The sequence below is a fragment of the Rhodococcus sp. NPDC127527 genome, from assembly GCF_042672245.1.
Classification (GTDB): Bacteria; Actinomycetota; Actinomycetes; order Mycobacteriales; family Mycobacteriaceae; genus Rhodococcus_G.
In genome coordinates this window covers 325509-351709 of record NZ_JBHXVP010000002.1, presented here as the reverse complement: position 1 = coordinate 351709, position 26201 = coordinate 325509, and the positions used below count along the sequence as shown (strand labels likewise).

Sequence of the window (26201 nt, the reverse complement as noted above, 5' to 3'; positions counted from 1 at the left end):
GCTGCGGTGTACGAGAAATGTCCAGTACTCAAGGATAGTTCGCCCGGCAACTCGTTATTCCCGCACATACAGACGCAGCGTCACGTACGCGGTCACCGCGGCCATTCCGACACCGACGAGCGCCAGGAACGGCGAGACCAGCAGCACGTCACTGTTCGAGATCCGGGCGACGATGTTGGCGTCGTAGACGTCGCTGAGCATGTCGTCGATGAAGAGGGTCTTCGCGGTGAACAGTCCGGCGACGGCGAGCGCGGCGCCGACCAGCGCGGCCACGACGGCCTCGAGCAGGAACGGCAGCTGGGTGTACCACCGGGTCGCACCGACCAGTCGCATGATGCCGACCTCGGTCCGGCGGGTGAACGCGGCGATCTGGACCATGTTCGCGATCAACAGGATCGACGCGATCGCCTGCACGATCGCGATGGCGAATGCGGCGTTGCGGATACCGTTGAGCACGCTGAACAGCCGCTCCACCAGGTCCCGCTGGTTGAGCACGCTCTGCACGCCGGGCCGGGTCGCGAAGGCGTCGTTGACGACACCGAACCGCTCCGCATCCGACAGCTTGACCTTGAACGAGGCGGGCAGCGCATTGGGGCTGACCATCGACGCGAGCTCGGGCTGGTCCTTGAACACCCGCTCCTTGGCGTCGGCGACCGCGTCGTCACGGTTGAGGTACTGGACCGACACCACCGAGGGCGTGTCCTCCAGGTCCTTGCGCAGGCCCTTGCAGATGTCCTGGGTGCAGCCGGGGTCGCTGACCGAGACGTCGTCGGTGAGGAAGATCTGCACCTCCACCCGGTCGAGGAAGATCTGCTGCGTCTTGCCCGCCATCTGGACGACCAGCAGGCCGCCGCCGAAGAGGCCGAGCGAGATCGCAGTCGTCAGGATCATCGCGATCGTCATGGTGATGTTGCGGCGCAGGCCGGTGAAAACCTCGCCGAAGATGAAGCTGGCGCGCATCGGAAGTCGTTGTCCTTCGTGTGTCGGGGCGGGACGGCGGGCGGGTCGCGGCTAGCGCCCCACGCCGTACACGCCGCGGGCCTCGTCGCGCACCACGCGTCCGAGGTCGAGTTCGACCACCCTCCGCCGCATCGAGTCGACGATGTGGTTGTCGTGGGTGGCCATCAAGACGGTGGTTCCGGTTCGGTTGATCCGCTCGAGCAGCAGCATGATGTCGCCGCTGGTGTCCGGGTCCAGGTTTCCGGTCGGCTCGTCGGCGAGCAGGACCAGCGGCCGGTTCACGAATGCCCGCGCGATGGCGACGCGCTGCTGCTCGCCGCCGGACAGCTCGCTGGGCAGCCGGTCCGCCTTGCCGGACAGGCCGACGAGGTCGAGCACCTCGGGCACCGTGCGGTCGATCATGTTGCGCGGTTTGCCGATCACCTCGAGGGCGAAGGCGACGTTCTCCGAGACCGTCTTCTGCTGGAGCAGGCGGAAGTCCTGGAACACGCAGCCGACCGTCTGCCGCAGCTTCGGCACCCGCCGGCCGGAGAGCCGATTCACGTGGAAGTCGGCCACGTGCACCTCACCCGAGGTCGGGGTCTCCTCCTTGAGGAGCAGGCGCATGAAAGTGGACTTCCCGGACCCGGACGGACCGATGAGAAAGACGAACTCGCCCTTGTCGACAGAGACGCTCACCTTGTCCAGTGCGGGCCGAGACGACGCCTTGTACGACTTCGACACATTCTCCACGCTGATCACGAGGCGCCAGTCTAGCCGTGATCCGACCGTGCCCAGTCTGTAACCGTGGGGCCGCAGGTCGGAAGGTCAGGGCGTACTCGGCGGGGGCTCGGACGTGGTCACCGCGCCGGACTCGGACGGCGCCTCCACCACCCCCGGCGGCAGCTGGATCCCGGGCGGAACGTGCAGCCCCGGGGGCAGCACGATCAGCGGCGGCATCGTCGAGGTCGTCGAGGTCGACGTCCCACTCGTTGCCGTGGCGGTGGTCGTCGCGGGCGTGGTGGTCGGGTGGACGGTGGTGGTGGGCCGACTCGCCGGCGCACTGCTCGGCGCCGGGGCCTGCTCGCTCGGCGCGGGCCCGCCCGTACCGGTCGGCGTTTCGTCCTGGTTGGCGTAGGTGTAGATCAGGGCGGTGGCCAGGAAGGCGAGGACCAGGAACACCGTCGACGTGCGGATCCGACCGCCGAACAGCTTCGTCGGCATCCGCCAGCGCTGATCGGCCATCAGGACTCCTCCACGTCCGTGTCGACGGCGAGATCGGGTCCGACGAAGATGCCCTCCCGACGCAGGGCCGCCGCCACCCGCACCCGCAGCGCGCGCCCCACCTGGAACTGCTTGCCCGGGAGCGTCCGCGCGACCATTCTGATGTTCACGGTGTCCACCTCGAGGGACTCGACGCCCATCACCGACGGCTCGTCGAGCAGCAGCGGCTCGAGATCGAGGTCGGCGAACGCGTCCCGGCCGACCTCCCGGAGCACGTCGTTGACGTGGTTGATGTCGACGGTCGCCGGGACGGGCACGTCGACGACCGCGCGGGCCCAGTCCTTCGACAGGTTGACCGCCTTGACGATCTGCCCGTTCGGGACGGTGATCACCTCGCCGTCGGACGAGCGCAGCCGCGTCACCCGCAGCGTGACGTCCTCGACGGTGCCGTACGCGTCGTCGCCGGAGCCGGTGATCGCGATCCGCACGACGTCACCGAAGCCGTACTGCTTCTCGGCGATGATGAAGAAGCCGGCCAGGATGTCCTGGACGACGCGCTGCGCGCCGAAACCGAGCGCGGCACCGAGCACTGTCGCGGGCGCCACCAGGCTTCCGATGGCGAAGCCGAGCCGCTGTAGCACCTCGATCGTCACCAGGGTGTAGACGATGGTGATGAGCACCCAGGTGATGACCTGCGCCAGGGCGTGCCGGTGCTTGGTCGTCTCCGACCGGACCAGCGCGTCGCCCTCCTTGTAGTTCAGGTCGATCCGCTCGGTGACCGTGTTGCCGATCCAGCTCAGGAACCGGCCGGCGAGCAACCCGCCGAGCACGTACAAGACGATCTCGAGGCCGTCGGTGCGCAGCCACGTAGTGAACGTGGTCCCGGGGGCCCAGCCGAGGGCGACGACGGACAACTAGTCCTGCTCCCCGCGCATCCGCCAGCGGATGCCGGACTCGATGAACCCGTCCAGATCGCCGTCGAGCACCGCGGACGGGTTGTTCACCTCGTACTCGGTCCGCAGGTCCTTGACCATCTGGTACGGGTGCAGCACGTAGGAGCGCATCTGGTTGCCCCAGGAGCTGCCGCCGTCGCCCTTGAGCGCGTCCATCTCGGCCCGCTCCTCCTGGCGCTTGCGCTCGAGCAGCTTGGCCTGCAGCACCCGCATCGCGGACACCTTGTTCTGCAGCTGCGACTTCTCGTTCTGACAGGTCACCACGATGCCGGTCGGCACGTGCGTCAGCCGCACCGCGGAGTCGGTGGTGTTGACGGACTGACCGCCGGGTCCGGACGAGCGGTACACGTCGACCCGGACGTCGTTCTCGTCGATGTCGATGTGGTCGGTCGTCTCGACCACGGGCAGCACCTCGACCTCCGCGAAGGAGGTCTGGCGGCGGCCCTGGTTGTCGAACGGGCTGATCCGCACGAGCCGGTGGGTGCCCATCTCGATCGAGAGGGTGCCGTAGGCGTAGGGCGCCTTGACCGCGAAGGTCGCCGACTTGATGCCGGCCTCCTCGGCGTAGGAGGTGTCGTAGACCTCGACGCCGTAGCCGTGCTTCTCGGCCCAGCGGATGTACATCCGCATCAGCATCTCGGCCCAGTCGGCCGCGTCCACGCCGCCCGCACCCGACCGGATGTTGACCAGCGCGTCACGCGGGTCGTACTCCCCCGACAGCATGGTCTTGACTTCCATCGCCTCGATGTCGGTGCGCAGGCTGGTCCGCTCGGCGTCGGCGTCGGCCACCGCCTCGGCGCCCTCCTCCTCGGCGAGCTCGTAGAGCACCGACATGTCCTCGAGGCGCGAGCGCAGGTCCACGACGCGCCGCAGTTCGGCCTGCGCGTGCGAGAGCGCGCTGGTGACCTGCTGGGCGTGGTCCTGGTTGTTCCACAGGTCCGGATCCGCCGCCTGATGCTCGAGCTCGTCGATGCGGCGGCGCAGCTCCTCGACGTCCAACACCGCCTCGACGGTGGTCAGAGTGGTGTCGAGCTCGGCGAGGTCAGCGGAAACGTCGGGATGCACAAGAGTCAAGGTTACCGGGTCCGCCGCCCACCCCAGGCTGCGCCCGCGCGCATCCGATCATTGCGATCGTCCGGAGCCGAAACCTTGCCCGACCCGGTGTCCCCGCGTTGCATGGGAGTGACACCGACCGGACGGGAGCCATCATGACCGTGACCGACGAATACCTGCGAAACAACGCCGAGTACGCCAAGACCTTCCGCGGGCCCCTGCCGCTGCCGCCGAGTCGGCACGTCGCGGTGCTCGCGTGCATGGACGCGCGACTGGACGTGTACCGGATTCTCGGACTCCGCGACGGCGAGGCACACGTGATCCGCAACGCCGGGGGCGTCGTCACCGACGACGAGATCCGGTCGCTGGCGATCAGTCAGCGACTGCTCGGCACCACCGAGATCATCCTGATCCATCACACCGACTGCGGCATGCTCACCTTCACCGACGACGACTTCAAGAAGTCGATCCAGGACGAGACCGGCATCAAGCCGTCGTGGTCCGCGGAGTCGTTCGGCGACCTCGAGGAGGACGTGCGCCAGTCGCTGCGACGGATCGAGACGAGCCCCTTCGTCACCGCGACGACCTCGCTGCGCGGGTTCGTGTTCGACGTCGCGACCGGGGCGCTCACCGAGGTGACGCGCCGGTAGTCTCTTTGTCCGTGACCGACCGCGCAGCCGACCTCGCCCTCGCCCTCCGAATCGCCGACGAAGCCGACGCGATCACCAGGGCACGATTCGGTGCGCTCGACCTGGTGGTCGACGACAAGCCCGACCTCACCCCGGTCTCGGACGCGGACCTCGCGGTGGAACGCGCGGCCCGCGCGGTGCTGACCGCCGACCGACCCGACGACGCGGTGCTCGGCGAGGAGTTCGGCGGCGACGCGTCGTTCCAGGGTCGGCAGTGGGTAATCGACCCGATCGACGGCACCAAGAACTTCGTGCGCGGGGTGCCGGTCTGGGCGACGCTGATCGCGTTGCTCGAGGACGGCGTGCCGGTGGTCGGCGTGGTCAGCGCGCCTGCGCTGTCCCGGCGTTGGTGGGCGTCCGCCGGCGCGGGCGCCTTCACGTCGTTCGACGGCGGCGCCCCGAGGCGGATCTCGGTGTCCGCCGTCGACCGCCTCGAATCGGCGAGCCTGAGCTTCGCGAGCCTGAGCGGGTGGCGCGACCTCGGCATCCGGGACCAGTTCCTGGACCTCACGGACGCAGTGTGGCGGGTGCGCGGCTACGGCGACTTCTTCTCCTACTGCCTGCTGGCGGAGGGCACCCTCGAGATCGCCGCGGAGCCGGAGGTCTCGCTGTGGGACCTGGCACCGCTCGACCTGCTGGTCCGGGAGGCGGGTGGGCGGTTCACCGCGCTGGACGGCAGCTCGGGTCCGCACGGCGGCAGCGCGGTCGCGACCAACGGACTGCTGCACGAGCACGTCCTCGACCTCCTGGGGACCCGCCGAGGCTAGAAGATTGCGGCGGTGATCAGCGCGAGCAGCGGCGTGATGCCCTGCAGCACGGCGGGCCGCAGGTATTTCGACCCGGTCGACGCCAGCACGAGCGCGGCGCCGACGATGCTCACACAGCAGAAGACCACGATCGCGTGGCCGGCGACGCCACCGACCACCAACCCCACCACGATGCCGATCGCCAGGAAGAGGTTGTAGAACCCCTGGTTGAAGGCCAGCGGGCGGGCAACGTCGGCGTCGGCCTGGCTGGTGAGCCCGAAGCGTCTCCACACCTGCGGTCTGCTCCACCACAGGCTCTCCATCCCGAAGATCGCGACGTGCAGCGCCGCGGCGATTCCAGCGAAGACCTGCGCGATGACCGGCATGAGGAAACGATGCCACGCGCGCGGTAGCTAGCACAGCGGAACCGTCACCACAAGGCCCGGACGGCGGACCGGCGCGCCCCGGACTCCGGCCCCGGGACGGACGCGTTCGTCACTCGCCCCACGAAGACTCGGTATCGACAGCGCCGACGTCTCGAGGAGCACCATGCACGACATCTCCCGGCGGTCATTCCTGTTCGGACTGGCCGTCACCCCGATCGCACTGAGCGCCGGATGTGCTCTCGGGCAGTCGAACCCGGCCGGACTCTCGAGCGCCGCCCGGCGGTTGCCCGTCCCGCCGCTCGCCACCTCGACCGTGGACGCGGCGGGCACCCGACACTTCACGCTGCGCGCAGGCGTCGGCACCGCCGAGATCGTGGCCGGGAAGTCAACGCCGACATGGGGATTCAACGGGTCGTTACTGGGGCCGACGATCCGCGCCCGGCGCGGCGAGCCGGTGGCGTTCACCGTCGACAACGCGTTGCCGGAGCCCACCACGGTGCACTGGCACGGAATGCACGTGCCCGCCCGCTTCGACGGCGGACCGCACCAGAGCATCGAGCCCGGCAGCCGGTGGCAGCCGGCGTGGACGGTGAACCAGCCGGGCGCCACGCTCTGGTACCACCCGCATCCGCACGGCAGCACCGAGAAGCACGTCTATCGGGGCCTGGCCGGGCTCTTCATCGTCGACGACGAGGTGACCGACTCCGCGGACCTGCCCAAGACCTACGGCGTGGACGATATTCCGTTGATCATCCAGGACAAGCGGTTCACCGCCGACGGGTCGCTCGACGAGTCCGACTCGACCGACGTCGGCCTGCTCGGGGACACCCTGGTCACCAACGGAATCGCCGGCGCCTACCTACCGGTCACCACGGAACGGGTCCGCCTGCGCATCCTCAACGGCTCGTCCGGGCGAATGTACAACCTGGGCTTCTCCGACGACCGGCAGTTCCACCTGGTGGCGACCGACGGCGGACTGCTCGCGGCGCCGGTGGCGCTCACCCGGATTCGGGTCAGTCCCGGCGAACGGGTGGAGATCGTGGTGGCCGTGGACGCCGGGGCGTCGGCACTGCTGCGGTCCCACCCGTTCGAGGATCGGGCCGGGCTGCCCGCGGGAGACGCCGCCGGCTTCGGTGTCGCGGACAGCTTCGACGTCCTCGAACTGCGACAGGGCCGGAGTCCGGACGCCTCCCCCGCGATTCCCGCGTCGCTCGCCGCCCTCGACCCGGTCGATCCGTCCGGAGCGGCGGCCGAGCGCGACTTCGAACTGCGGTGGTTCATGATCAACAACGTCCGCATGGACATGAACCGCGTCGACTTCTCCGCCACCGTCGACACCACCGAGATCTGGACGGTCCGCAATGTCGACAACTGGCCGCACAACTTCCACGTCCACGACGCGCAGTTCCGGATCGTCGACATCGACGGCGGCCCGCCGCCACCGGAACTGGCCGGCTGGAAGGACACCGTGTACACCCCTCCGGGGCAACGGATCCGGCTGGCGCTGCGCTTCACCGAACACACCGACCCGGCCGTCCCGTACATGTACCACTGCCACCTGTTGATGCACGAGGACCAGGGCATGATGGGGCAGTTCCTCGTTCTCCAACCGGGCCAACGCCCCGCGCCGACAGCAACAGTGCCCACCAGCGGCGGTCACGGCGGTCACTCGGGCTGACGCCCGCCGCGCCGGTGCCAGAACACCGCCAGGCGCACCCGGTTGTCGCACCCCGTCTTGTCCATCAGGTTGGCGACGTGCGTCTTGACCGTGGTGACCCCGAGATGCAGTCGGTCGGCGATCTCCTGGTTGCCGAGCCCGTCCCCGACCAGTGCGAGCACCTCGTTCTCCCGCGCGGTCAGGGCCACCGTCGGAGCGTCGGACTTCGCTGCGGGACCGGTGTCGAGGGCGCGCTCGACCACCCGGCGCAGCACGGCAGGCGAGAACAGCATGTCCCCCTCCACGGTTCGGCGGATCGCGCTCAGCAGGTCGGTGGGGGCGGTGTCCTTGACCAGGAAACCCGCCGCGCCCGCCGCCAGCGCCGGGTAGAGGTGATCGTCGTCGTCGAAGGTGGTCAGCACCAGCACCTTCGTCCCCGATCCGGCCGCCCGGATCTGCCGGGTCGCCTCGATCCCGTCCAGCCCCGGCATCCGCAGGTCCATCAGGACCAGGTCCGGTGACAGCTCGGCGGCGAGCCGGACGGCTTCGGCCCCGTTCGACGCCTCACCGACGACGTCGAGGTCGCCGGTGGACTCGCACAGCATCGCGAGTCCGGCCCGGACGAGACGCTGGTCGTCCGCGATCACGAGGCGGATCATCGGTCGCCGTCCCTGCTCGCGCGCTCGTGGGCCGGCGCGGCCACGCCCGCGGGCAGCCAGGCGTCGACCTCCCACCCGCTGTCGGCGGCCCCCACGTCGAGGGTTCCGCCGACGAGTTCGACCCGTTCGCCCATCCCGAGGATGCCGTGACCGTCCGGGTTCGACGGCCCCTCGCCGCGAACGTTGTTGGTGATCCGCACGGCGATGCCGGCGCTGCGTCGCTGCACGGCGAGGTGCACCTCGCCGGTCGGGTCCGCGTGCTTCATCACATTGGTCAGCGACTCCTGCACGACCCGCAACAGGGTCAGGCGCCCGATCGCGTCCAGGCCACCGAGTTCGGGATCCACCTCCGTGGTGACGACGAAACCCGCCGCGCGGGTCCGTTCGACGGCGGCGTCGATCTCGGTCCGCACAGCGTCGGATTCGACGAGCGCGACCTCGCCGAGCGCCGGATCGCGCAGCGCGACGAGCAGTCGGCGGATGTCTCCCAGCGCGTCGGACGCGGTGGCGTGCACGTCGTCGAGCACGTCTTGCACGCGCGGGTCGGCATCCGCGAGCACGTGCCTCGCCACCCCGATTCGCAGCACGATCGAGGCCATGTGGTGCGCGACCAGGTCGTGCAGTTCCCGGGCCACCGCACTGCGTTCGACGACCCGCGCGTGCACCGCCGCCTCGGCGCGGCGCGATTCGGCCGCGGCGGCCTGCGCACGGAAGGTGGTCGCGAGGTCTCGCTGCGCGCGCAGGTACAGCCCCAGCAGGAGTGGCAACCCGACGTACGCCACCGTCTCGACGGCGGTGGCGGCCCGCCAGAAGCCCGAGTAGTTGTCGAACCAGATTCCGGCGACCACCGCGAGCGTCCAGCACCCCGCGGCGGCGACCACGGCCCCGGTCCGTCGATCCCGCATCGTGAGCTCTGCCATCGCGACCGCGCCGAGGTACGGGACGAGGCCGGACAACCCCCAGGCGTGCGCCGCGAACATCGGTACCGCCAGCGCCGACTCGGCGATCGACACCGCCAACGGCCACCGGTCGCCTACCAGGAACACGGCCGCGGCCGTCATCGCGAGCAACCAATAGCTCGCAGGCACCCGGTACTCGCCCGGATACGTGCTCGCCAGCAGGAGAATCGGGACCAGGACGAGCGGCGCGCACCGCACCAGCAGTCGTGCGTTGCGGGCCGTGCGGATCCTGGTCACCACCCAACGGTAGGTGAATCGCGGACCGGGTTCAGGTCCGATTCGCGCTGCTGCCCAGATCGACCTCGAGGACGGCACCGCTGGTGTGTGCCGCGCCGACGAAGTACATCACCGCGCGCGTGACCTCCTCCGGCTCGACCCACGGAACCCGCATCGGTGACAGTCCGGCGAACCGGGGCCGGGCGTCCTCGAGCGTCGGATGCTCGAGCTCGGGGCAGAAGACTCGAAATGTGCTCTCGTTCAGCACCATCGGCGTCGCGACCGTGGTGGGGCACACCACGTTCGCGGTGATGCCGGCCGTCGCCACCTCGAGGGCGACCGTCTTGACCAGTCCGATCAGCCCCCACTTCGACGCGCTGTAGTGGCCGAGATTGCGCATGCCGCCGCGACCCGCACCCGAGGAGATCGCGACGATCCGCCCGAACCCACCGCGCTTCATCAGCGGCACGGCGGCCCGAATGCAGCGGAAGCCGCCCGCGAGGTTGGTCTCGATCATGTCCGACCACATCTCGTCCGAAATCGCGTCGACCTCGGAGAACGCGCAGATGCCCGCGTTCGCGACCAGCACGTCGAGGCGACCGAAACGTGCGTCCACCTGCTCGAACAGGTCGCGGACGGACTCCGAACTCCGGACGTCGGTTTCGACGGCGATCGCGGAACCACCGGCGTCGCGAATCTCGGCAACGGCCTCGTCGAGATCCGCACGGGTGCTCATCGGGTACGCCACGGTGGCGATCTGGTCCACGATGTCGGCCAACACCACCGTGGCGCCCTCCGCGGCCAGTGCGACGGCGTGCGCCCGCCCCTGCCCACGCGCGGCACCCGTGACCACCGCGACCCGTCCGTCCAGCATGCCCATGTCAGCTCTCCTCCTCGATCAGTCCGTAGATCCTGCGCGCGGTGGTCGCGAACAGCGCCGATCGCTCGTCGGCCGCGAACTGGTCTGCCGCTGCGAAGTATCCGTCGTAGAGCCGGTCGAACTCGCCGTACATGCGGTCTACCGGGAAATTGCTCGCGAACATGGCGCGCTGCGTGCCGAACACCTCCAGGCACCGCTGCACCCACGGCCGCTGCACCGCGGCGTCGAGGGTGTGCAGGGTCATGCCCAGTCCGGAGATCTTGCAGTGCACGTTCGGTCGCCGCCCCAGCACACCCAGTGCCGCGGACCACTCGTCGAAATCGGTTGCCACGACAGGCCATCCGGCGTGCTCGAGCACCACCGTGAGGTCCTCGTAGCCGTGCAGCGCAGCCGACCAGCCGGGCATCGAGTGCGGGTGCGCGACGAGGTCGAAGACCAGCGCGTGCCGCCTCAGGTAGTCGAGCAGCGGGGTGACCGACTCATCGTCCGGACCCAGCCCGCGCAGCACCCGGATACCGCGGAAGAGCGGGCTGCGGCGCTGTGTGTCGAGGTCGGCCTCGATGCTCGGCCAGTCGCGGCCGGGGTCGACGGTGCCGATCGCCGCGGCCGGCCAGCCGCCCGTCGCGGCGAGCTCGTCGAGCCACGCCAGTTCGTCGAGGTGCGCACCGGGCCTGCTGGTCGCGGAGACGTGCACCATCGCCCGGATGTCGTAGCCGGCGGTGTCGGCGCGGTAGTCGTCCTCGGTGTAGTCGTGCGCCATCCGCCGCAGGTCGCCCAGGGTCGAGGGGTTGGTCTCGTCCGGCTTTTGCATCAGCGGGTACCACCGCCGCTCGGACGGAAGCCAGTGATGTACGTGCGGGTCGACGATCGTGGTTCCCGGTGTGTCCGCCATCCTGCCGAGGATGCCGTGCCCGTCGCCGAGGACCAAGATCATCATCCGCTGACCGGAAATTCGGGGGTGACCCTCGTCACGTGTCGGGAACGCTCGACTTCACTTCTTACTCCGGAGTAAGATAACGATCGTCCACCGACCGAACACCGAGAAACTGGTGATCATGAGCAAGCAAGACGTTGTGAAATCGAACGGCGCCGCGCGCGAGCCCCGCGACACGTCCGCGGTCGGCCTCAACCCGATCAAGCGGGACGCGATGGGGGCCGCCATGCGCGTGCTGACCAGGATCACGGGGTCGGACCTGGCCGAGAAGTACAACCTGCGCGAGCCCATCAATCGCGTCACCTACGAGGGTACGAAGACCGGGTTCAAGACCCTCGGCGCGGCCACCCGCACCTTCGCCAAGGTCTCCGGCGGCGGACAGCCGAAGCGACTGCCGGACGCGGCCGCGAAGAACGCCGACTACTTCGACCTGACCCCCACCGACGAGCAGCAGATGATCGTCGAGACCGTCCGCGAGTTCGCCGCCGAGATCCTCCGCCCGGCCGCCTACGACGCCGACGCGGCCACCGCGGCGCCCGCTGACCTCACCAAGCGCGCCGGCGAACTCGGCATCACCCTGATCAACGTCCCCGAGGAACTCGACGGGGCCGCCTCCGAGCGCGGCGCGGTGACCAACTCCCTGGTCGCCGAGGCCCTCGCGCACGGCGACATGGGCCTGGCCCTGCCGATCCTGGCGCCGAGCGGTGTCGCGGTCGCGCTGACCCAGTGGGGCACCGACGCTCAGCAGAAGACCTACCTGCCCGCCTTCACCGGCGAGCAGGTCCCCGGCGCCGCGGTGGTGGTCAACGAGCCGCGTGCGCTCTTCGATCCGTTCGCCCTGCAGACCAAGGCCGTTCGCTCCCCCAGCGGATACAAGCTCAACGGCGTCAAGTCCCTGGTGCCCGCCGCGGCGAGCTCCGAACTGTTCCTCGTCGCCGCCGAGCTGGACGGCAGGCCGGCCTTCTTCATCGTCGAGTCCGACGCGAAGGGCCTTGTCGTGGAGGCGGACCCGAGCATGGGTCTGCGCGCCGCCGGTCTGGGTCGACTGGTCCTGACCGACGTCGCGGTCCCGGAGTCGGCCATCCTCGGCGACGGCGACGCCGACCAGCGCGCCGCCGACTACGCCAACGCCGTCCGCCTCGCCCGCCTCGGCTGGGCCTCGCTGGCCGTCGGCACCGGCCAGGCCGTGCTGGACTACGTGATCCCCTACGTCAACGAGCGTGAGGCGTTCGGCGAACCGATCAGCCACCGGCAGGCGGTGGCCTTCATGGTCGCCAACATCGCGATCGAGCTCGACGGGCTGCGCCTGGTGACCCTGCGCGGCGCGTCCCGCGCGGAGCAGGGCCTGTCCTTCGCCCGCGAGTCCGCTCTGGCCCGAAAGCTGGCCTCCGAGAAGGGCATGCAGATCGGCCTCGACGGCGTCCAGTTGCTCGGCGGGCACGGCTTCACCAAGGAGCACCCGGTCGAGCGGTGGTACCGCGACCTTCGCGCCATCGGCGTTGCCGAGGGCATCGTCCTCATCTGACGCCGCTGCTGCCCCACTAGGAGACTTTCATGATCAATCTCGAACTTCCCAAGAAGCTCAAGGCCTCGGCCAACCAGGCGCACCAGGTCGCAGCGCAGATCCTGCGGCCGGTCTCGCGCAAGTACGACCTCGCCGAGCACGAGTACCCGGTCGAGCTCGACACCATGGCCGCCATGGTCGAGGGCCTCAACGACTCCGGCACCGGAGCCTCCGGCGCCGCCCTCGGTCGCGGCGACGCACCCAGCGTCATCGGCAACGCCAACGGCGGCAACATGGCCTCGCTGATGAACGTCATCGAAACCTGCTGGGGCGACGTGGGCCTGACCCTGTCGATCCCCTACCAGGGCCTGGGCAACTCGGCGATCGCCGCGGTCGCCACCGACGAGCAGCTCGAGCGCTTCGGCAAGGTGTGGGCGTCGATGGCCATCACCGAGCCGAGCTTCGGCTCCGACTCGGCCGCGGTCACCACCACGGCGGTGCTCGACGGCGACGAGTACGTGCTCAACGGCGAGAAGATCTTCGTCACCGCAGGCGAGCGCTCCACCCACGTCGTCGTGTGGGCGACCGTGGACAAGTCGAAGGGCCGCGCCGCGATCAAGTCCTTCGTCGTGCCCCGGGACGCACCGGGCCTGTCCGTGGCGCGGCTCGAGCACAAGCTCGGCATCAAGGCGTCCGACACCGCGGTACTGCTGCTGCAGGACTGCCGGATCCCCAAGGACAACATCCTCGGCGACCCGGAGGTCAACGTCGAGAAGGGTTTCGGCGGGGTCATGCAGACCTTCGACAACACCCGTCCGATCGTCGCGGGCATGGCGGTCGGCCTGGGCCGCGCCGCGCTCGAGGAGCTGCGCGAGGTCCTGACCGAGGCCGGTGTCGAGATCTCGTACGACACCCCGGCCTACAACCAGCACGCCGCGGCCGCCGAGTTCCTGCAGCTCGAGGCCGACTGGGAGGCCGCGTACCTGCTCGCCCTCCGCGCCACCTGGATGGCGGACAACAAGCAGCCGAACTCGCTCGAGGCGTCGATGTCCAAGGCGAAGGCCGGCCGCACCGGCACCGCCGTCTCGCTCAAGGCCGTCGAGCTGGCCGGCAGCTACGGCTACTCGCAGCGACCGCTGCTCGAGAAGTGGGCCCGCGACTCGAAGATCCTCGACATCTTCGAGGGCACCCAGCAGATCCAGCAGCTGATCATCGCGCGCCGCCTGCTCGGAAAGTCGTCCGCAGAGCTCAAATAGACTGCACTGGAACGAATTCCACGTTCGAGTCCGCCCCCGCCGCCACACGCGCCGCGGGGGCGGACTCGCTTGGATTTCCGGTTTCACCCGTGCTGCACTCCTGCCCCGTACGATTTGCATCGTTGTCGGCTCATCCAGGTTCACTTGACGTCGAGTGGGGAGTATTTCGGATGGATCTGTCCACGATGCTCGAGGTAACGCATAACGCCCGCGGTCTTGCGGGGCTACCACTCGTGGGTGGCGGTGCGGTCCGTGCGGGGGTGCTGTATCGCTCCGACGCGCTGAGTTCGCTCACCCCGATGGGAGTCGAGCAGTTGGTGTCGTTGGGGATCGGGACGGTCGTGGATCTGCGGACCGAGGGCGAGCGGCATCGGGCACCGGATGTGCTTCCTACGGATGGTTCCGTCCGGTTCATCTCGCTGCCCGTTCAGGGTGGGGCCATGGACGAGCTCGTGCAGCAACTGCTTCCCTCCGATGGCCGCAGTGGATCACTGACGCACGATCAGATCCAGAACATCGTCGACCAGGTTCCGCTGTTGAGTGATCTCTACGTGACGATTCTCGAGAACAGTGCTGCCGCGTTCGCGACTGCAGCGAGGAGCATCGTCACTCCTGCGGACGGGTCTCGTCCCGGCGTGCTCTTCCACTGCACTGCCGGAAAGGACCGAACCGGGTTGGTATCGGCGATGCTGCTGATGCTCGCCGATGTCGAGCGGCGGGCGATCGTCGAGGACTACACGTGCACGGGAGAGAACCTGGCGGGCCCGTTCGCCGAGCAGTTACTCGGCCTCATCACGTCCCTGGGCATTCCTGCTGTGCCGAGACTTCGCGCCCTGGCAACGGAGTCGCCGGCCGATGCGATCGAGACAGCTATGGACTGGCTTGATCGGGTGCACGGCGGCGCAGCTGGATACCTGCGTGCAGGTGGGTTGTCCGACGCCGAAATCGAGAGCGTGCGAACACAGCTACGCGACACAGTCGACCCGGTCACGATCAAGCCCGATGAACTGATCCCGGCAGGCGGGTAGCGGCTACCCCCACTCGGCCAAAGCGCGGCGGTGGCGGGCCGTCCACCACTAGGCTCGAGGGCGTACCGGATCCGTTTCCCAGGGGGACAGCGATGCCAGGTGTAGTGACCAAGCTGATCGACACACTCGGTGCCGCCCGGGTGATGGTCCGGTCGGGGCTGGTGCCCTTCCCCCGCCTCGATCGCGGCATCGTCTCGATCCTCGCGGTCGGCAAGTTCGGCCCCTTCGCGGGACCGATCCACGCCCACGCCGTGCACGGACTGGATGCGGTCGCCGTGATCGACGAGCGCGGCCAGCTCACCTACGTCGACCTCGAGCAGCAGTCCAACGCCCTGGTACGGGCATGGACGGCCGAGGGCATCACACCGGGCTCGGTCATGGGCGCGATGTGCCGCAACCACCGTGGCCTGGTGCTCACCATGCTCGCCGCGGCGAAACTCGGCGCCAAGCTGGTGCTGATGAACACCGGCTTCGCGGCCCCGCAACTAGTGGATGTCGCTGCGCGTGAACAGGTTCGAGCGTTCGTCTACGACGAGGAGTTCGAGTCCGTTGCCGCGGCACTGCCGTCCGACGTGCGACTGTTCCTGTCCTGGGGCGAGGACACCACGGGCCGCGCGACCGCCGTCGACGACCTCGTCACGGGCCGAAGCACGGACACCCTCGCACCCCCACCGGTGCACGGCAGCTTCGTGCTGCTGACCAGCGGCACCACCGGCACCCCGAAAGGCGCTCCGCGCGAACACACGTCACCGCTCGCCTCCGCCCAGTTCCTCGATCGGGTCCCGCTGCGGCCTGGACAGACGATGGTGATGTCCGCGCCCGCGTTCCACGGCACCGGGTTGTCGCAGTTCGCCCTCGCCCTCGCGCTCGGCCAGACCGTCGTCATGCAACGCAGGTTCGACCCCGAACGGGCGGTCGCACTGGTCGCCGAGAACCGGGCCGACGTGCTCGTCGTCGTGCCCACCATGCTGCAACGCATCGTCGATCTCGGCCCGCAGACCCTGACCCGCTACGACACCACCAATCTCAAGGTGATCTTCGCGGCCGGGTCGGCCATCTCGCCGGACCTGTGCAAGCGCACCACCGAGTCCTTCGGGCCCGTACTGCACAATCTGTACGGCTCCACCGAGGTCGCCGTCGCGACCGTCGCGACCCCGGCGGACCTCGCCCTGGCACCCGGCACCGCCGGCCGCGCGCCGGTCACCTGCCACGTCGAACTCTTCGACGATGCGGGCACCCGGATCACCGAGCCCGAGGTCGTCGGCCGCATCTTCGTCTCCAGCGGGCTGAGCTTCAACGGATACACCGACGGTCGCGACAAGGAGAGAATCGACGGACTGCTCTCGACCGGCGACATCGGGCACTTCGACCGCAACGGCCTGCTGTTCGTCGACGGCCGCGACGACGACATGATCGTCTCCGGCGACGAGAACGTCTATCCGCTGGAGGTGGAGAACCTGCTCGTCGACCGGCCGGATGTGTTGGAGGCAGCCGTGATCGGGGTCGAGGACGCCGACTTCGGTCACCGACTCAAGGCGTTCGTCGTCCCCTCCCCCGAATCCGCCCGGGACGTGCAGGCGCTCAAGTCGCACGTCAAGGAGCACCTCGCCCGCTACAAGGTGCCTCGCGAGATCGTCTTCCTCGACGAGCTTCCCCGCAATGCGACCGGAAAACTGTTGCGCCGCAACCTGTACGAGATGGGCTAGCGCACCGCGACCTTCGTTGCCGACTCGATGTCCTCCTCGATCAGGCTCGCGTTGATCGCCGCCGCCGCGTTCAGGCCGGCCGCGGCCGCGACGATCACCTGGGCTCGCGGGTCGGCGACGTTTCCGGCCACCCAGACACCGGGAACCGTCGTGGCGCCGGTCGGGTCGGCGGCGACGAAGCTGCCGATCACGTGCCCGCCCATCTCCTGCTCGACGGGTTCGATGCCCAGGCTCGCCAGCACGTCGGCGCGGGCGGTGAACCGGGGTGGGACCACCACCGCCGCGCGCGAGACGATCTCCCCGGACGTCATCCGCACGCCGATCAGCCGATCCCCGCGAACCTCGAGCCCGGCGACCTCCCCGTCCACCACGGCGATGCCGCGGGCCGTCAGCTGCTCGAGTTCCAGCGCCGTCGGCGCGGGCGCGGTGTGCAGGAACAGGGTCACGTCCGCGCTCCACTGCCGCCACATCTGGGCCTGGTGGACCGCCAACGGGCCGGTGGCCAGGATCCCGATCGCCTGATCGCGCGCCTCCCAGCCGTGGCAGTACGGGCAGTGCAGCACGTCCTTCCCCCACCGCTGCGCCACCCCGGGGATCGCGGGCAGCTCGTCCACCAGGCCGGTGGTGACCAGCAGCCGGCGCGCGAGCACCGACCGGCCGTCGTCGAGCAGCACGCGAAACCCGTCCGCGCCGGCACGGTGGGCCGAGGCGACCCGACCGGACTCGATCTCGCCGCCGTAGCCGGTCACCTCGGCCCGACCTGCGGCCAGCAGGTCACCCGGCGGCGTGCCCTCCCGCGCCAGGTAGTTGTGCACGCGCCCGGCCGGGGCGTTCCGCGGGTCGCCCGCGTCGACCACCAGCACCGACCGCCGCGCCCTCGCCAACGTCAGGGCCCCGCCGAGCCCGGCCGCACCCCCACCGACCACCACCACGTCGTACTTCTCGTTCACCGGTTCTCCTCTCGCTCGTGTCGTCTCGCCCCCGACTGTCCCGGTTCGTCACCGCTCTTGACAAGAACCGTTGCGGAAACGGCAAACTGTGGCATGACCCACGACCAGTCCGGCCTCGACGAGGTGCTCGACGCCGTCGGCCCCCGACTGCGCGAGGTCCGCCGACAACGCGGCGCGACACTGGCCCAGCTGTCCGAGTCGACCGGCATCTCGGTGAGTACCCTCTCGCGGCTCGAGTCCGGCAGGCGCCGACCCACCCTCGAACTCCTGCTGCTGCTCGCCCGCGCCCACCAGTTGCCTCTGGACGAACTGGTCGGCGCACCCGAGACGGGCGACCCACGCATCCACCAACGCCCCGTCACCCGCCACGGGGTGACGATCATCCCCCTGACCCGACGCCCCGGCGGCCTCCAGGCCTACAAACAGGTCTATCCCCCGCACTGGCCGCGCGGCGAACCGCGGCGGCAGGTACACGACGGGTACGAGTGGCTCTACGTGCTGTCCGGCCGACTCCGGCTGCTGCTCGGTGAGCACGACGTCGTCCTCACCCCCGGGGAGGTCGCGGAGTTCGACACCCACGTCCCGCACTGGTTCGGCAATCCGTCCGACGAACCGACCGAGATCGTCAGCCTCTTCGGTCCGCAGGGCGAGCGAGCGCACGTGCGGACGAGTGCCCGAGGAAGACACCGATGACCATGCGGGACCATCGAATACGCAGAGCTCGTGCCGAATTCCCTTGGCGTCCAACATGGTCCCGATCGGTTCGGCCCGTGCCGCCGTCCTGACACTCCGGAAACGACGAAGGACCCGGTACCTGGGTACCGGGTCCTTCGTTCATTGGTAGCGGGGACAGGATTTGAACCTGCGACCTCTGGGTTATGAGCCCAGCGAGCTACCGAGCTGCTCCACCCCGCGCTGCAAGAACCACTCTACACGAACTTTCGGGCACCTCCGACCACCCTCGGAGTGGGCTGCGCCACTCGCCGCCGGCGCCCGCGCACCCCCGAAACGACGAAAGCCCGGTCCGAAGACCGGGCTTTCGTTCTTTGGTAGCGGGGACAGGATTTGAACCTGCGACCTCTGGGTTATGAGCCCAGCGAGCTACCGAGCTGCTCCACCCCGCGATGCATGAACGAAGTTACACGAGCGGTCGAACGAAACACAAATCGCGGGTGCCGACCCGTTCGCGGCGACTCGTGCGGCCCTCCCGAGTGTGACCGGGCGCACAGAATGTCGGTGATACACCGCACAATAACGGACCGGTAACGACCCCGTGGACAACCTCCAGCAATCCCGACTGACCTGGCTGAACGTCGAGTTTCGAGGGACGCGGCGGACCGCCCGGTCTGCCGATCTTCGATGTGACCGCCCGAAAGTTGTTGCGTACGGTCGCAAACGGCCCGAAACGACCGGGCCGAGCCGACCCGCCGCTGCACGACTCTGCCCCGCGGGATGGGCAACCCCGAAACCTTCGAGGGGCAGGGACGGTAGCGCCGAATTCGCACGCCGGGCGATGGAGAGATGTTCGACCCGCCCAGGCCGGCCCCGTCAGCAAGCGCGGAGAGGATTCACCCGCATGACCACTCGCAAGACGACCACGCGTGCGCTCGGTTGGGCCGCCGTCACCGGCGCCCTCGTCGCAGTCCCCTTCGGCCTCGCTTCCGGAACCGCCTCCGCCGCCACCCACAACTGGGACGGCGTCGCACAGTGCGAGAGCGGCGGCAACTGGTCGACCAACACCGGCAACGGCTACTACGGCGGCCTCCAGTTCTCCCAGAGCACCTGGACCGCGAACGGCGGCAGCGGTTCGCCGCACGGCGCGTCCAAGGCCGAGCAGATCCGCGTCGCCGAGAACACCCTCGCGAGCCAGGGCGCCGGCGCCTGGCCCGTCTGCGGCCAGTACCTGTCCGCGGGCGCCTCCGAGGAGACCGCACCCGAGCCGACCCCGGCTCCGGCGCCCGCGCCCGCCCCGGCCGTGCCGACCACACCGGCCCTGCCCGCCAACGTCCCGGCACCGTCGACCGACCAGGTCAAGCAGGTCACCGATGCGGCCGTCGCGACCGCCAGGCAGTACGGCTACGGCGACCAGGTGCAGCACCTGATCGACAACAACGGCGCCTTCCTGGCCGGCATCGCCCGCTGACCCGGACCCGACGACAGAGGGGCCCTGCCATCCGAATCCTCGGACGGCAGGGCCCCTCTGATTGGTGGAGCCGCTACTTCGGCAGAGCCTGGTAGGCAGACACCGCCTTCTGCAGGCGATCGAGAGCCGCGCCGTACGCATTGAAATCGCCGCTCTGCTGCGCCACCTTCAGCGCGGCCATCGAGGCGTCCACCTCCGCCAGCGCCTTGTCCACGGCGGCCGACGGGGCGGGCGCAGGCACCGGCGTGAGCGGTGCCGTGGCGCCCGGCGGCGTCACCTGACCCTGCTCGGGCTGGGCCGGCGGCGTCGCCACCGCACTCGGCGCGGTGGCAAGCGCTCCGACGGCCGGGCTGAACACCTGGCTCAGGGCCTCCGCGAGTGTCGGTGCGTAGCCCACCCGGATGCCCTTGGTGTCGCTGTAGCTGAGCAGCACACTGGTCAGCTGAGGGAATGCGTTCGTCGAATTCCGTTGCGTGTACAGCGGTTCGACGTACAGGATCCCGCCGTTCGCGATCGGCAACGTGAGCAGGTTGCCGTACTGCACCTTGTTGGACTGCTTGAGCAGCGACAGCGCACTCGCCACCCGAGAGTTCGACGTCATCGACGACTGCGCCTGCTGCGGACCCTGGGTCTGGGTGTCCGTCGGCAACTGCAGCACCGTGAACTTGCCGTAGTTCACCGGATCGGCGGCCACCGAGATGTATGCCGAGAGCAGTTCACGGTTGTAGCCGACCATCGGGCTCGTCAGCCGGAACTCCGGCTTCGCCGTCTCCTGGTTGCCCAGCAACACGTAGTACGGCGGCTGGTTCTTGTCCGTCTCGATCGTCGGATCGCTCGGCACCGACCAGAAGGCGTTGTTGGTGAAGAACTCGTTGGGATCGTCCACGTGGTACTTCGCCAGCATCTCGCGCTGCACCTTGAACAGGTCCTCCGGGTACCGGAAGTGGGCACGCAGGTCGTCCGTGACCGCGCTCTTCGGCTGGACCGTGCCGGGGAAGACGCCCATCCAGGCCTTGAGGACCGGGTCCGTGTCGTCCACCTGATACAGCGTCACCGTGCCGTCGTAGGCGTCGACCGTCGCCTTGACCGAGTTCCGGATGTACGAGACCTCCTTCTTCGGCAGCAGCCGGCCCGTGTTCGCGTCGACGCTGTCGGTGACCAGACCCTCCAGCGAGCTGCGCTGCGCGTAGGGGTAGGTGTCGAGCGTGGTGTACGCGTCCACGATCCACTGCATCCGCCCGTCGACGACCGCGGGGTACACGGTGCCGTCGGTGGTCAGCCACGGCGCGACCTTGCTCACCCGGTCCCGGGGATCCCGGTTGTAGATGATCTTCGAGTCGGACCCGATCGCGCCGGAGAACAGTATGTTGCGCTCGGTGTACTTGGCCGCGAAGGCGAGGCGGTTGAACCAGTTTCCGATCGGCACGCCACCGGAACCGGTGTAGGTGTACTTCGAGTCGTCCGTGTCGTACTCGCGCGGGGCGCTGCCGTTCGCGCCGACGATCGCGTAGTCCGCATCCGACTTGGCGATCACCTCTCCGAAGTAGATCCGCGGATTGTCCACGTGCAGTACCGGATCCGAAGGCTGCGTCTTGAGGTCACTGACGCTGTAGATCGGGTAGCCGCCGGTGGCGTTCTGACTCTCGCCCTCCACCGCGGTGACCTGGTTTGCCGGCGCCGCGACGAAGCCGTTGCCGTGCGTGTACACGGTGTGCCGGTTGATCCAGTCGGTCTGGTTGCCACTGAGATTCGACGGCGACAGCTCACGGGCGGCCACCACGAAGTCGCGCAACTGCCCGTTCATGTTGTACCGGTCGACGTTGAGGTTCGGCGGGAAGGCGTAGAAGTTCTTCAGCTGCTGCTGCGCGGTGAACGTGGGCGAGAGGATGTTCGGGTCGAGCAGTCGTGCGTTCGCGATCGTGGTCACGTCCGCCGGCAGGTCCTGCGGTTGAACCTTCGCGTCACCGCTGTAGTTCACGTACTGCACCTGATCGTCGGTGATCCCGTATGCCTGCCGCGTCGCCTGAATGTTGCGCTCGATGTACGGCGCCTCCTTCTGCGCGGCGTTCGGCTTGACCGAGAACTGCTCGACCACCAGCGGGTACACCGCACCGACGAGGACCGAGGACAACACCAGCAGCGCCGTCGCCATCGCCGGGATCCGCATGTCCCGCAGGAAGATCGCCGCGAAGAACGCGAGCGCGCAGATCACCGCGATCGCGAGCAGGATCAGCTTGGCGGGCAGCACCGCGTTGATGTCGGTGAAGCCCGCGCCGGTGAACGTGGGTTCCTTACGGCTGCTCGACAACAACGAGTACCGGTCCAGCCAGTAGGCCACCGCCTTCAACAGCACGAACGTGCCGGCCAGGGCCGCCAGCTGGACACGCGCCGCCCGGGTCAACGCGCCGTCGCGGCCACTCAGCCGCAGCCCGCCAAAGACGTAGTGCGTTACCAGGTTCGCCAGAAAGGCGATGACCACCGCGACGAACATCCAGTTCAGCACCAGACGGTAGAACGGCAGGTCGAACGTGTAGAAGCCGACGTCGAGGCCGAACTGTGGATCCTTGATGCCGAACGAACCACCGTGCAGGAACAACTGCACCGCAACCCAGTTCGACTGCGCGACCAGTCCGGCGAGCACGCCGATCACCGCGGGCACCACGACGCCGAACAGCCGCAGCCGGCCCATCACCGTGGTGCGGTAGCGCGCGATCGGATCGTTCGGCCCCGCCACCGGGACGAACACCGGCCGGGATCGGTACGCGAGGAACAGGGAGAGGAACACCGCGCCGCCGACGAGCAGCCCGACCACCAGGAACAGCAGCAGTCGCGTCACGAGCACGGTCGTGAAGACGTTACGGAACTTGACCTCGCCGAACCACAACCAGCTCGTGTATGCGTCGATCAGGCGGGGTCCGATCAGCAGCAGTGCCGCCGCTACGAGCGCGAGTACCAACAACACTCGGCTCCGTTTGGACAACGACGGTAGACCGGTGGGGGGCCGCATGCCCACGTGCCACACTCCCGTGATTCGGGCGGCGCGCCGGGCGACCGCGTGGTGTTTTGTCCCACTCTACGTCGCTCCGGCGCCGGGCAGCGGCCTCGTCCGAGATGCCCGAGTGGGAGGATGGACCGGTGAGTGATTTCGATGGCGAGTACCACAGCCCGGCCGATCTGTCCCCCGACGCACTGCCCCGCTGCGTGCGGGAGGTGGCCGACTACGCCGACGCCGGTGGCTGGGGGCACCCCCCGCAGATGTTCGCCCTCGTGCCCACCGCGGTCCTGGCGGCCGCCGAACCCGACCTGCTCGACCAGCTCGAGGACGGCGCCGAACTGACCCCGCTCGAGCAGGAACCGTTCCCCGAGGACATCGGCGGGGGTTCCCCCGCCCTCGACGAGTTCCTCTCGACCACCAGCTGGCCGTCCGAGGTGGCCGGATGCGTACTTGTCCAGGAGATCGTGGTGCTGCCGCCGACCGCCGAGTCGGACCTCGACAGCGCGGTCGCGCCGGTGGTCACCGACCAGCACGCGGCCGACGAGATCGCCCGGGCCACCGCGCAGGCGCACCCCGAGAGGCGCGACGCCCGGCTGATCGCCGCGGTCCTGCGCGACGGACCGTCCGTCTGCGTCCTGCAGCTCAAGCCGACCGACGACGACCCGGACGCCGAGCCGGAGCTGCTCACCTACGAGGACCTCGCCCCGAACCTGATCAACGCGCTGTACGCGACCTTCGACGCGCCCGACGAATACTGACCGCCGTCAGCAGGCGGGCGCGTCCCCGCCGGCGTTCAGCGACTCGAGCGCGTGCACGGCGCCGTCGAGGTTCTCGACCTTGACCAGTCGCAGTCCGTCCGGCGTCCGCTGCTTGGCCTCGTCGCAGTTGCGCGCCGGCACCAGGAAGGTGGTCGCGCCCGCGTCGCGGGCCGCGATGAGCTTGTAGGGAATGCCGCCGATCGGGCCGACGTCGCCGTCGGAGTCGATGGTGCCGGTGCCCGCGACGAACTTCCCGCCGTTGAGCTCGCCCGGCGAGAGCTTGTCGATCACCGCGAGCGTGAACATCAGCCCCGCAGACGGTCCGCCGACCTCCGCGAGGTTGAAGTCCACCGTGAAGGGCACCTCGGGTCGTTCGGTCGGGGTGATGCCCAGGTAACCCTTGGCCGGGGCGCCGGGGCGCGCGCCGAGCGTGACCGGCACCGTGACGTCCTGGCCGTCGCGCTTGACGACGACGCTCACCACCGCGCCGGGAGCGAGATCGGCGACCGCGCGCTGCACCTCGCCGACGGTCGCCACGGGCTTCCCGTCGATGCTGACCAGCTGGTCGCCCACGCGCAGGGCGTCCTTGGACGGTCCGTCCGGGCTCACCTCGGACACCTCGAGCGCGACCGGCTTGTTCAGATAGTGCAGGGCGGCGAGCTCGGCGGACTGCTCGGACTGCTGGAAGTCGGCCTGGTTCTCCTGCTTCACCTCGTCCCGGCTCTTGTCCGCCGGGTAGACCTCCTCGCGCGGCACCAGTCCGTGGTCGCCGCTGAGCCAGAACCCGAATGCCTCGAAGATGTTCAGTCCGTCGCGAACCGACACGGTGGTCATGTTGAGGTTGCCCGACGTCGGGTCGAGTTCGGTGCCCTCGATGTCCACCACGGGCTTGCCGTCCACGTCACCGAGGGTGTTGAACGTCGGGCCCGGCCCCAGCGCCACGAACGGCACCGTGACCCACGTCCCGACCAGTAGCAGCGCCACCACCGGCACCAGCGCCGCGAACAGGGTCACCCTCCGTCGATTCACCCGGTCCAGGGTAGAGGTCGGCCCACGTCGGCCGTGTTCGCCCTCGGCGTGATTTCCGCCGGCCCTCCGGAGCGCTGCGCCTTGTACCGTTGAGACATGAGCAATCTGCCGTTTGGTTTCTCGAACTCCGACGACGACCAGGACCCCGACAAGAACCGGTCCGGCGGCGACCCGACCGGCCCCGGCGGTATCCCGTTCGGCTTCAACCCCGAGGGTTTCGACCCGGCGCAGCTCGGGCAGATGCTCACCCAGTTCGGACAGATGCTCAGTGGCATGGGCAGCGCGATGGGCACCGGAGGCTCGTCCGGGCCGGTGAACTACGACCTCGCCAAGAAGCTCGCCCTGCAGCAGCTGGGCACGGTCGCGCCCGTCTCCAGCGGCACCTCGGCCGCGGTCGCGGACGCCGCGCACCTCGCCGAGCTGTGGCTGGACGGGTCGACGACGCTGCCCGCCGGCGCCACCCGCACGGTGGCGTGGACCGCAGCCGAATGGCTCGACAACACCCTCGACACCTGGAAGCGGCTGTGCGATCCGGTCGCCGAGCAGGTGTCCGGGATGTGGGTCTCCGGCCTGCCCGAGGAGGCCCGCCAGATGGCCGGCCCCATGCTCGGCATGCTCGGTCAGATGGGCGGGCTGGCATTCGGCTCGCAGCTCGGCCAGGCGCTCGGCCAGCTCTCCTCCGAGGTGCTGACCTCCACCGACATCGGACTGCCGCTCGGGCCGAACGGGGTCGCTGCGCTGCTCCCGGCCGCGATCGAGAAGTTCAGCGAGGGCCTCGAACAGCCCGACCGCGAGATCCTCGTCTTCCTGGCCGCGCGTGAGGCCGCCCACCAGCGACTGTTCGTGCACGTGCCGTGGCTGCGGCAGCGGCTGCTCGCCACCGTCGAGGACTACGCCCGCGGCATCAAGATGGACTTCTCCGCGATCGAGGAGGCCGCGCGGGGCATCGACCCCAGCGCGCTCACCGACCCGTCGAAGCTCGAGGAACTGCTGCAGCAGGGCACGTTCGAGCCGCAGACCACCCCCGAGCAGAAGCAGGCCCTCGAACGTCTCGAGACGCTGCTCGCGCTGATCGAGGGCTGGGTCGAGACGGTGGTCGCGGCCGCGCTCGGCGAACGGTTGCCGGGGGTGGCCGCCCTCAGCGAGACCCTCCGCCGCCGCCGCGCCACCGGCGGTCCCGCCGAGCAGACCTTCGCCACCCTCGTCGGGCTCGAACTTCGGCCCCGCAAGGTCCGCGAGGCCTCCCAGCTGTGGCGCCAGCTCACCGAGGCGGCCGGGATGGACGGCCGTGACGGTGTCTGGGCGCATCCCGACCTGCTGCCCGACTCGACCGACCTGGACGACCCCGCCGCCTTCGTCGACCGGGTCGTCGGTGGTGGTTCGAGCACGTTCGACGACCCGATCGCGCAGCTCGAGGCCACCGAGGCACGAGAGCGGGAGGAGCGCGAGGGTCCCAGCGGCGCCGGTTCGCCGGAGAAGTAGTCCGCCGACCCGAACGCCGCAGGCCACAGCGCTGTGGCCCTGTGGACAACCCGGC

General features: G+C 69.2%; 24 protein-coding genes and 2 tRNA genes. 11 read left to right on the top strand and 15 right to left on the bottom strand.

Going from position 1 to position 26201, the window contains the following annotated elements:
* Window positions 1-54: 54 nt before the first annotated feature.
* From ftsX to prfB, 5 genes are all read right to left on the bottom strand, one after another.
* On the bottom strand, window positions 55-960 hold the full coding sequence (ftsX, locus tag ACFVH2_RS04580) for a permease-like cell division protein FtsX (RefSeq protein ID WP_378422720.1): 906 nt from the start codon (window positions 958-960) through the stop codon (window positions 55-57).
* Between the two features lie 51 nt (window positions 961-1011).
* The gene (gene ftsE, locus ACFVH2_RS04575) at window positions 1012-1701 is read right to left on the bottom strand and encodes a cell division ATP-binding protein FtsE (RefSeq protein ID WP_378422717.1); all 690 of its coding nucleotides are present in this window, start codon (window positions 1699-1701) and stop codon (window positions 1012-1014) included.
* Window positions 1702-1767: 66 nt separating this feature from the next.
* A complete protein-coding gene (locus ACFVH2_RS04570; protein ID WP_378422715.1) occupies window positions 1768-2184 on the bottom strand; it encodes a hypothetical protein in 417 nt (138 codons plus the stop codon).
* Complete coding sequence (locus ACFVH2_RS04565) at window positions 2184-3077, bottom strand: mechanosensitive ion channel family protein (RefSeq protein ID WP_378422713.1); 894 nt, start codon at window positions 3075-3077, stop codon at window positions 2184-2186. The genes ACFVH2_RS04570 and ACFVH2_RS04565 overlap by 1 nt, the downstream gene beginning before the upstream one ends.
* Window positions 3078-4181, bottom strand: coding sequence for a peptide chain release factor 2 (gene prfB / locus ACFVH2_RS04560; RefSeq protein WP_378422711.1), 1104 nt, complete (start codon window positions 4179-4181; stop codon window positions 3078-3080).
* 143 nt (window positions 4182-4324) lie between these two features.
* On the opposite strand from prfB, the gene ACFVH2_RS04555 reads away from it, so the two are divergent.
* Together ACFVH2_RS04555 and hisN are read left to right on the top strand one after the other, a co-directional pair.
* A complete protein-coding gene (locus tag ACFVH2_RS04555; RefSeq protein ID WP_378422709.1) occupies window positions 4325-4819 on the top strand; it encodes a beta-class carbonic anhydrase in 495 nt (164 codons plus the stop codon).
* An 11-nt stretch (window positions 4820-4830) separates the two neighbouring features.
* Window positions 4831-5625 (top strand): histidinol-phosphatase, encoded by a 795-nt coding sequence (gene hisN, locus ACFVH2_RS04550; protein ID WP_378422707.1) that lies wholly within the window; start codon window positions 4831-4833, stop codon window positions 5623-5625.
* Here hisN and ACFVH2_RS04545 read toward each other — a convergent pair.
* A complete protein-coding gene (locus ACFVH2_RS04545; protein WP_378422705.1) occupies window positions 5622-5990 on the bottom strand; it encodes a DUF1304 domain-containing protein in 369 nt (122 codons plus the stop codon). The genes hisN and ACFVH2_RS04545 overlap by 4 nt on opposite strands.
* Window positions 5991-6153: 163 nt before the next feature.
* On the opposite strand from ACFVH2_RS04545, the gene ACFVH2_RS04540 reads away from it, so the two are divergent.
* Complete coding sequence (locus tag ACFVH2_RS04540; protein WP_378422703.1) at window positions 6154-7668, top strand: multicopper oxidase family protein; 1515 nt, start codon at window positions 6154-6156, stop codon at window positions 7666-7668.
* Here ACFVH2_RS04540 and ACFVH2_RS04535 read toward each other — a convergent pair.
* The 4 genes from ACFVH2_RS04535 to ACFVH2_RS04520 are packed head-to-tail and all read right to left on the bottom strand — an operon-like array spanning window position 7656 to window position 11298.
* Window positions 7656-8306: a response regulator gene (locus tag ACFVH2_RS04535; protein ID WP_378422701.1), complete on the bottom strand. Its 651-nt coding sequence runs from the start codon at window positions 8304-8306 to the stop codon at window positions 7656-7658. The two genes, ACFVH2_RS04540 and ACFVH2_RS04535, sit on opposite strands and share 13 nt — an antisense overlap.
* Complete coding sequence (locus ACFVH2_RS04530; protein WP_378422699.1) at window positions 8303-9502, bottom strand: sensor histidine kinase; 1200 nt, start codon at window positions 9500-9502, stop codon at window positions 8303-8305. Before ACFVH2_RS04530 ends, ACFVH2_RS04535 begins: the two co-directional genes overlap by 4 nt.
* A gap of 31 nt (window positions 9503-9533) precedes the next feature.
* Complete coding sequence (locus tag ACFVH2_RS04525; RefSeq protein ID WP_378422697.1) at window positions 9534-10361, bottom strand: mycofactocin-coupled SDR family oxidoreductase; 828 nt, start codon at window positions 10359-10361, stop codon at window positions 9534-9536.
* A gap of 1 nt (window position 10362) precedes the next feature.
* Window positions 10363-11298 (bottom strand): amidohydrolase family protein, encoded by a 936-nt coding sequence (locus ACFVH2_RS04520; protein WP_378422696.1) that lies wholly within the window; start codon window positions 11296-11298, stop codon window positions 10363-10365.
* 112 nt (window positions 11299-11410) lie between these two features.
* Between ACFVH2_RS04520 and ACFVH2_RS04515 the strand changes: the two genes are divergently transcribed.
* From ACFVH2_RS04515 to ACFVH2_RS04500, 4 genes are all read left to right on the top strand, one after another.
* Window positions 11411-12820 carry an acyl-CoA dehydrogenase family protein gene (locus ACFVH2_RS04515; protein WP_378422694.1) on the top strand — a complete coding sequence of 470 codons (1410 nt, stop codon included), beginning with the start codon at window positions 11411-11413 and terminating at the stop codon, window positions 12818-12820.
* 29 nt (window positions 12821-12849) lie between these two features.
* The gene (locus tag ACFVH2_RS04510; protein WP_378422692.1) at window positions 12850-14055 is read left to right on the top strand and encodes an acyl-CoA dehydrogenase family protein; all 1206 of its coding nucleotides are present in this window, start codon (window positions 12850-12852) and stop codon (window positions 14053-14055) included.
* A 170-nt stretch (window positions 14056-14225) separates the two neighbouring features.
* Window positions 14226-15083, top strand: coding sequence for a tyrosine-protein phosphatase (locus ACFVH2_RS04505; protein ID WP_378422689.1), 858 nt, complete (start codon window positions 14226-14228; stop codon window positions 15081-15083).
* A 92-nt stretch (window positions 15084-15175) separates the two neighbouring features.
* Window positions 15176-16789 carry an acyl-CoA synthetase gene (locus tag ACFVH2_RS04500; RefSeq protein WP_378422687.1) on the top strand — a complete coding sequence of 538 codons (1614 nt, stop codon included), beginning with the start codon at window positions 15176-15178 and terminating at the stop codon, window positions 16787-16789.
* On the opposite strand, the gene ACFVH2_RS04495 is transcribed toward ACFVH2_RS04500, so the two are convergent.
* Window positions 16786-17739 (bottom strand): NAD(P)/FAD-dependent oxidoreductase, encoded by a 954-nt coding sequence (locus ACFVH2_RS04495; protein WP_378422685.1) that lies wholly within the window; start codon window positions 17737-17739, stop codon window positions 16786-16788. The genes ACFVH2_RS04500 and ACFVH2_RS04495 overlap by 4 nt on opposite strands.
* 93 nt (window positions 17740-17832) lie before the next feature.
* On the opposite strand from ACFVH2_RS04495, the gene ACFVH2_RS04490 reads away from it, so the two are divergent.
* Window positions 17833-18432: a helix-turn-helix domain-containing protein gene (locus ACFVH2_RS04490; RefSeq protein WP_378422683.1), complete on the top strand. Its 600-nt coding sequence runs from the start codon at window positions 17833-17835 to the stop codon at window positions 18430-18432.
* Window positions 18433-18577: 145 nt separating this feature from the next.
* Here the strand turns inward: ACFVH2_RS04490 and ACFVH2_RS04485 are convergent.
* Window positions 18578-18654, bottom strand: a tRNA-Met gene (locus ACFVH2_RS04485).
* A gap of 132 nt (window positions 18655-18786) precedes the next feature.
* Window positions 18787-18863 (bottom strand) — tRNA-Met (locus ACFVH2_RS04480).
* Window positions 18864-19315: 452 nt separating this feature from the next.
* On the opposite strand from ACFVH2_RS04480, the gene ACFVH2_RS04475 reads away from it, so the two are divergent.
* Window positions 19316-19882, top strand: coding sequence for a transglycosylase family protein (locus ACFVH2_RS04475; protein WP_378422639.1), 567 nt, complete (start codon window positions 19316-19318; stop codon window positions 19880-19882).
* Between the two features lie 73 nt (window positions 19883-19955).
* On the opposite strand, the gene ACFVH2_RS04470 is transcribed toward ACFVH2_RS04475, so the two are convergent.
* Window positions 19956-22895: a UPF0182 family protein gene (locus ACFVH2_RS04470; RefSeq protein WP_378422637.1), complete on the bottom strand. Its 2940-nt coding sequence runs from the start codon at window positions 22893-22895 to the stop codon at window positions 19956-19958.
* Window positions 22896-23017: 122 nt separating this feature from the next.
* Between ACFVH2_RS04470 and ACFVH2_RS04465 the strand changes: the two genes are divergently transcribed.
* Complete coding sequence (locus ACFVH2_RS04465; protein WP_378422635.1) at window positions 23018-23635, top strand: PPA1309 family protein; 618 nt, start codon at window positions 23018-23020, stop codon at window positions 23633-23635.
* 6 nt (window positions 23636-23641) lie between these two features.
* On the opposite strand, the gene ACFVH2_RS04460 is transcribed toward ACFVH2_RS04465, so the two are convergent.
* Window positions 23642-24664, bottom strand: coding sequence for a PDZ domain-containing protein (locus ACFVH2_RS04460; RefSeq protein ID WP_378422633.1), 1023 nt, complete (start codon window positions 24662-24664; stop codon window positions 23642-23644).
* A gap of 96 nt (window positions 24665-24760) precedes the next feature.
* Here ACFVH2_RS04460 and ACFVH2_RS04455 point away from each other — a divergent pair, with 96 nt between their 5' ends.
* Window positions 24761-26146: a zinc-dependent metalloprotease gene (locus ACFVH2_RS04455; RefSeq protein WP_378422631.1), complete on the top strand. Its 1386-nt coding sequence runs from the start codon at window positions 24761-24763 to the stop codon at window positions 26144-26146.
* Window positions 26147-26201: the final 55 nt, after the last annotated feature.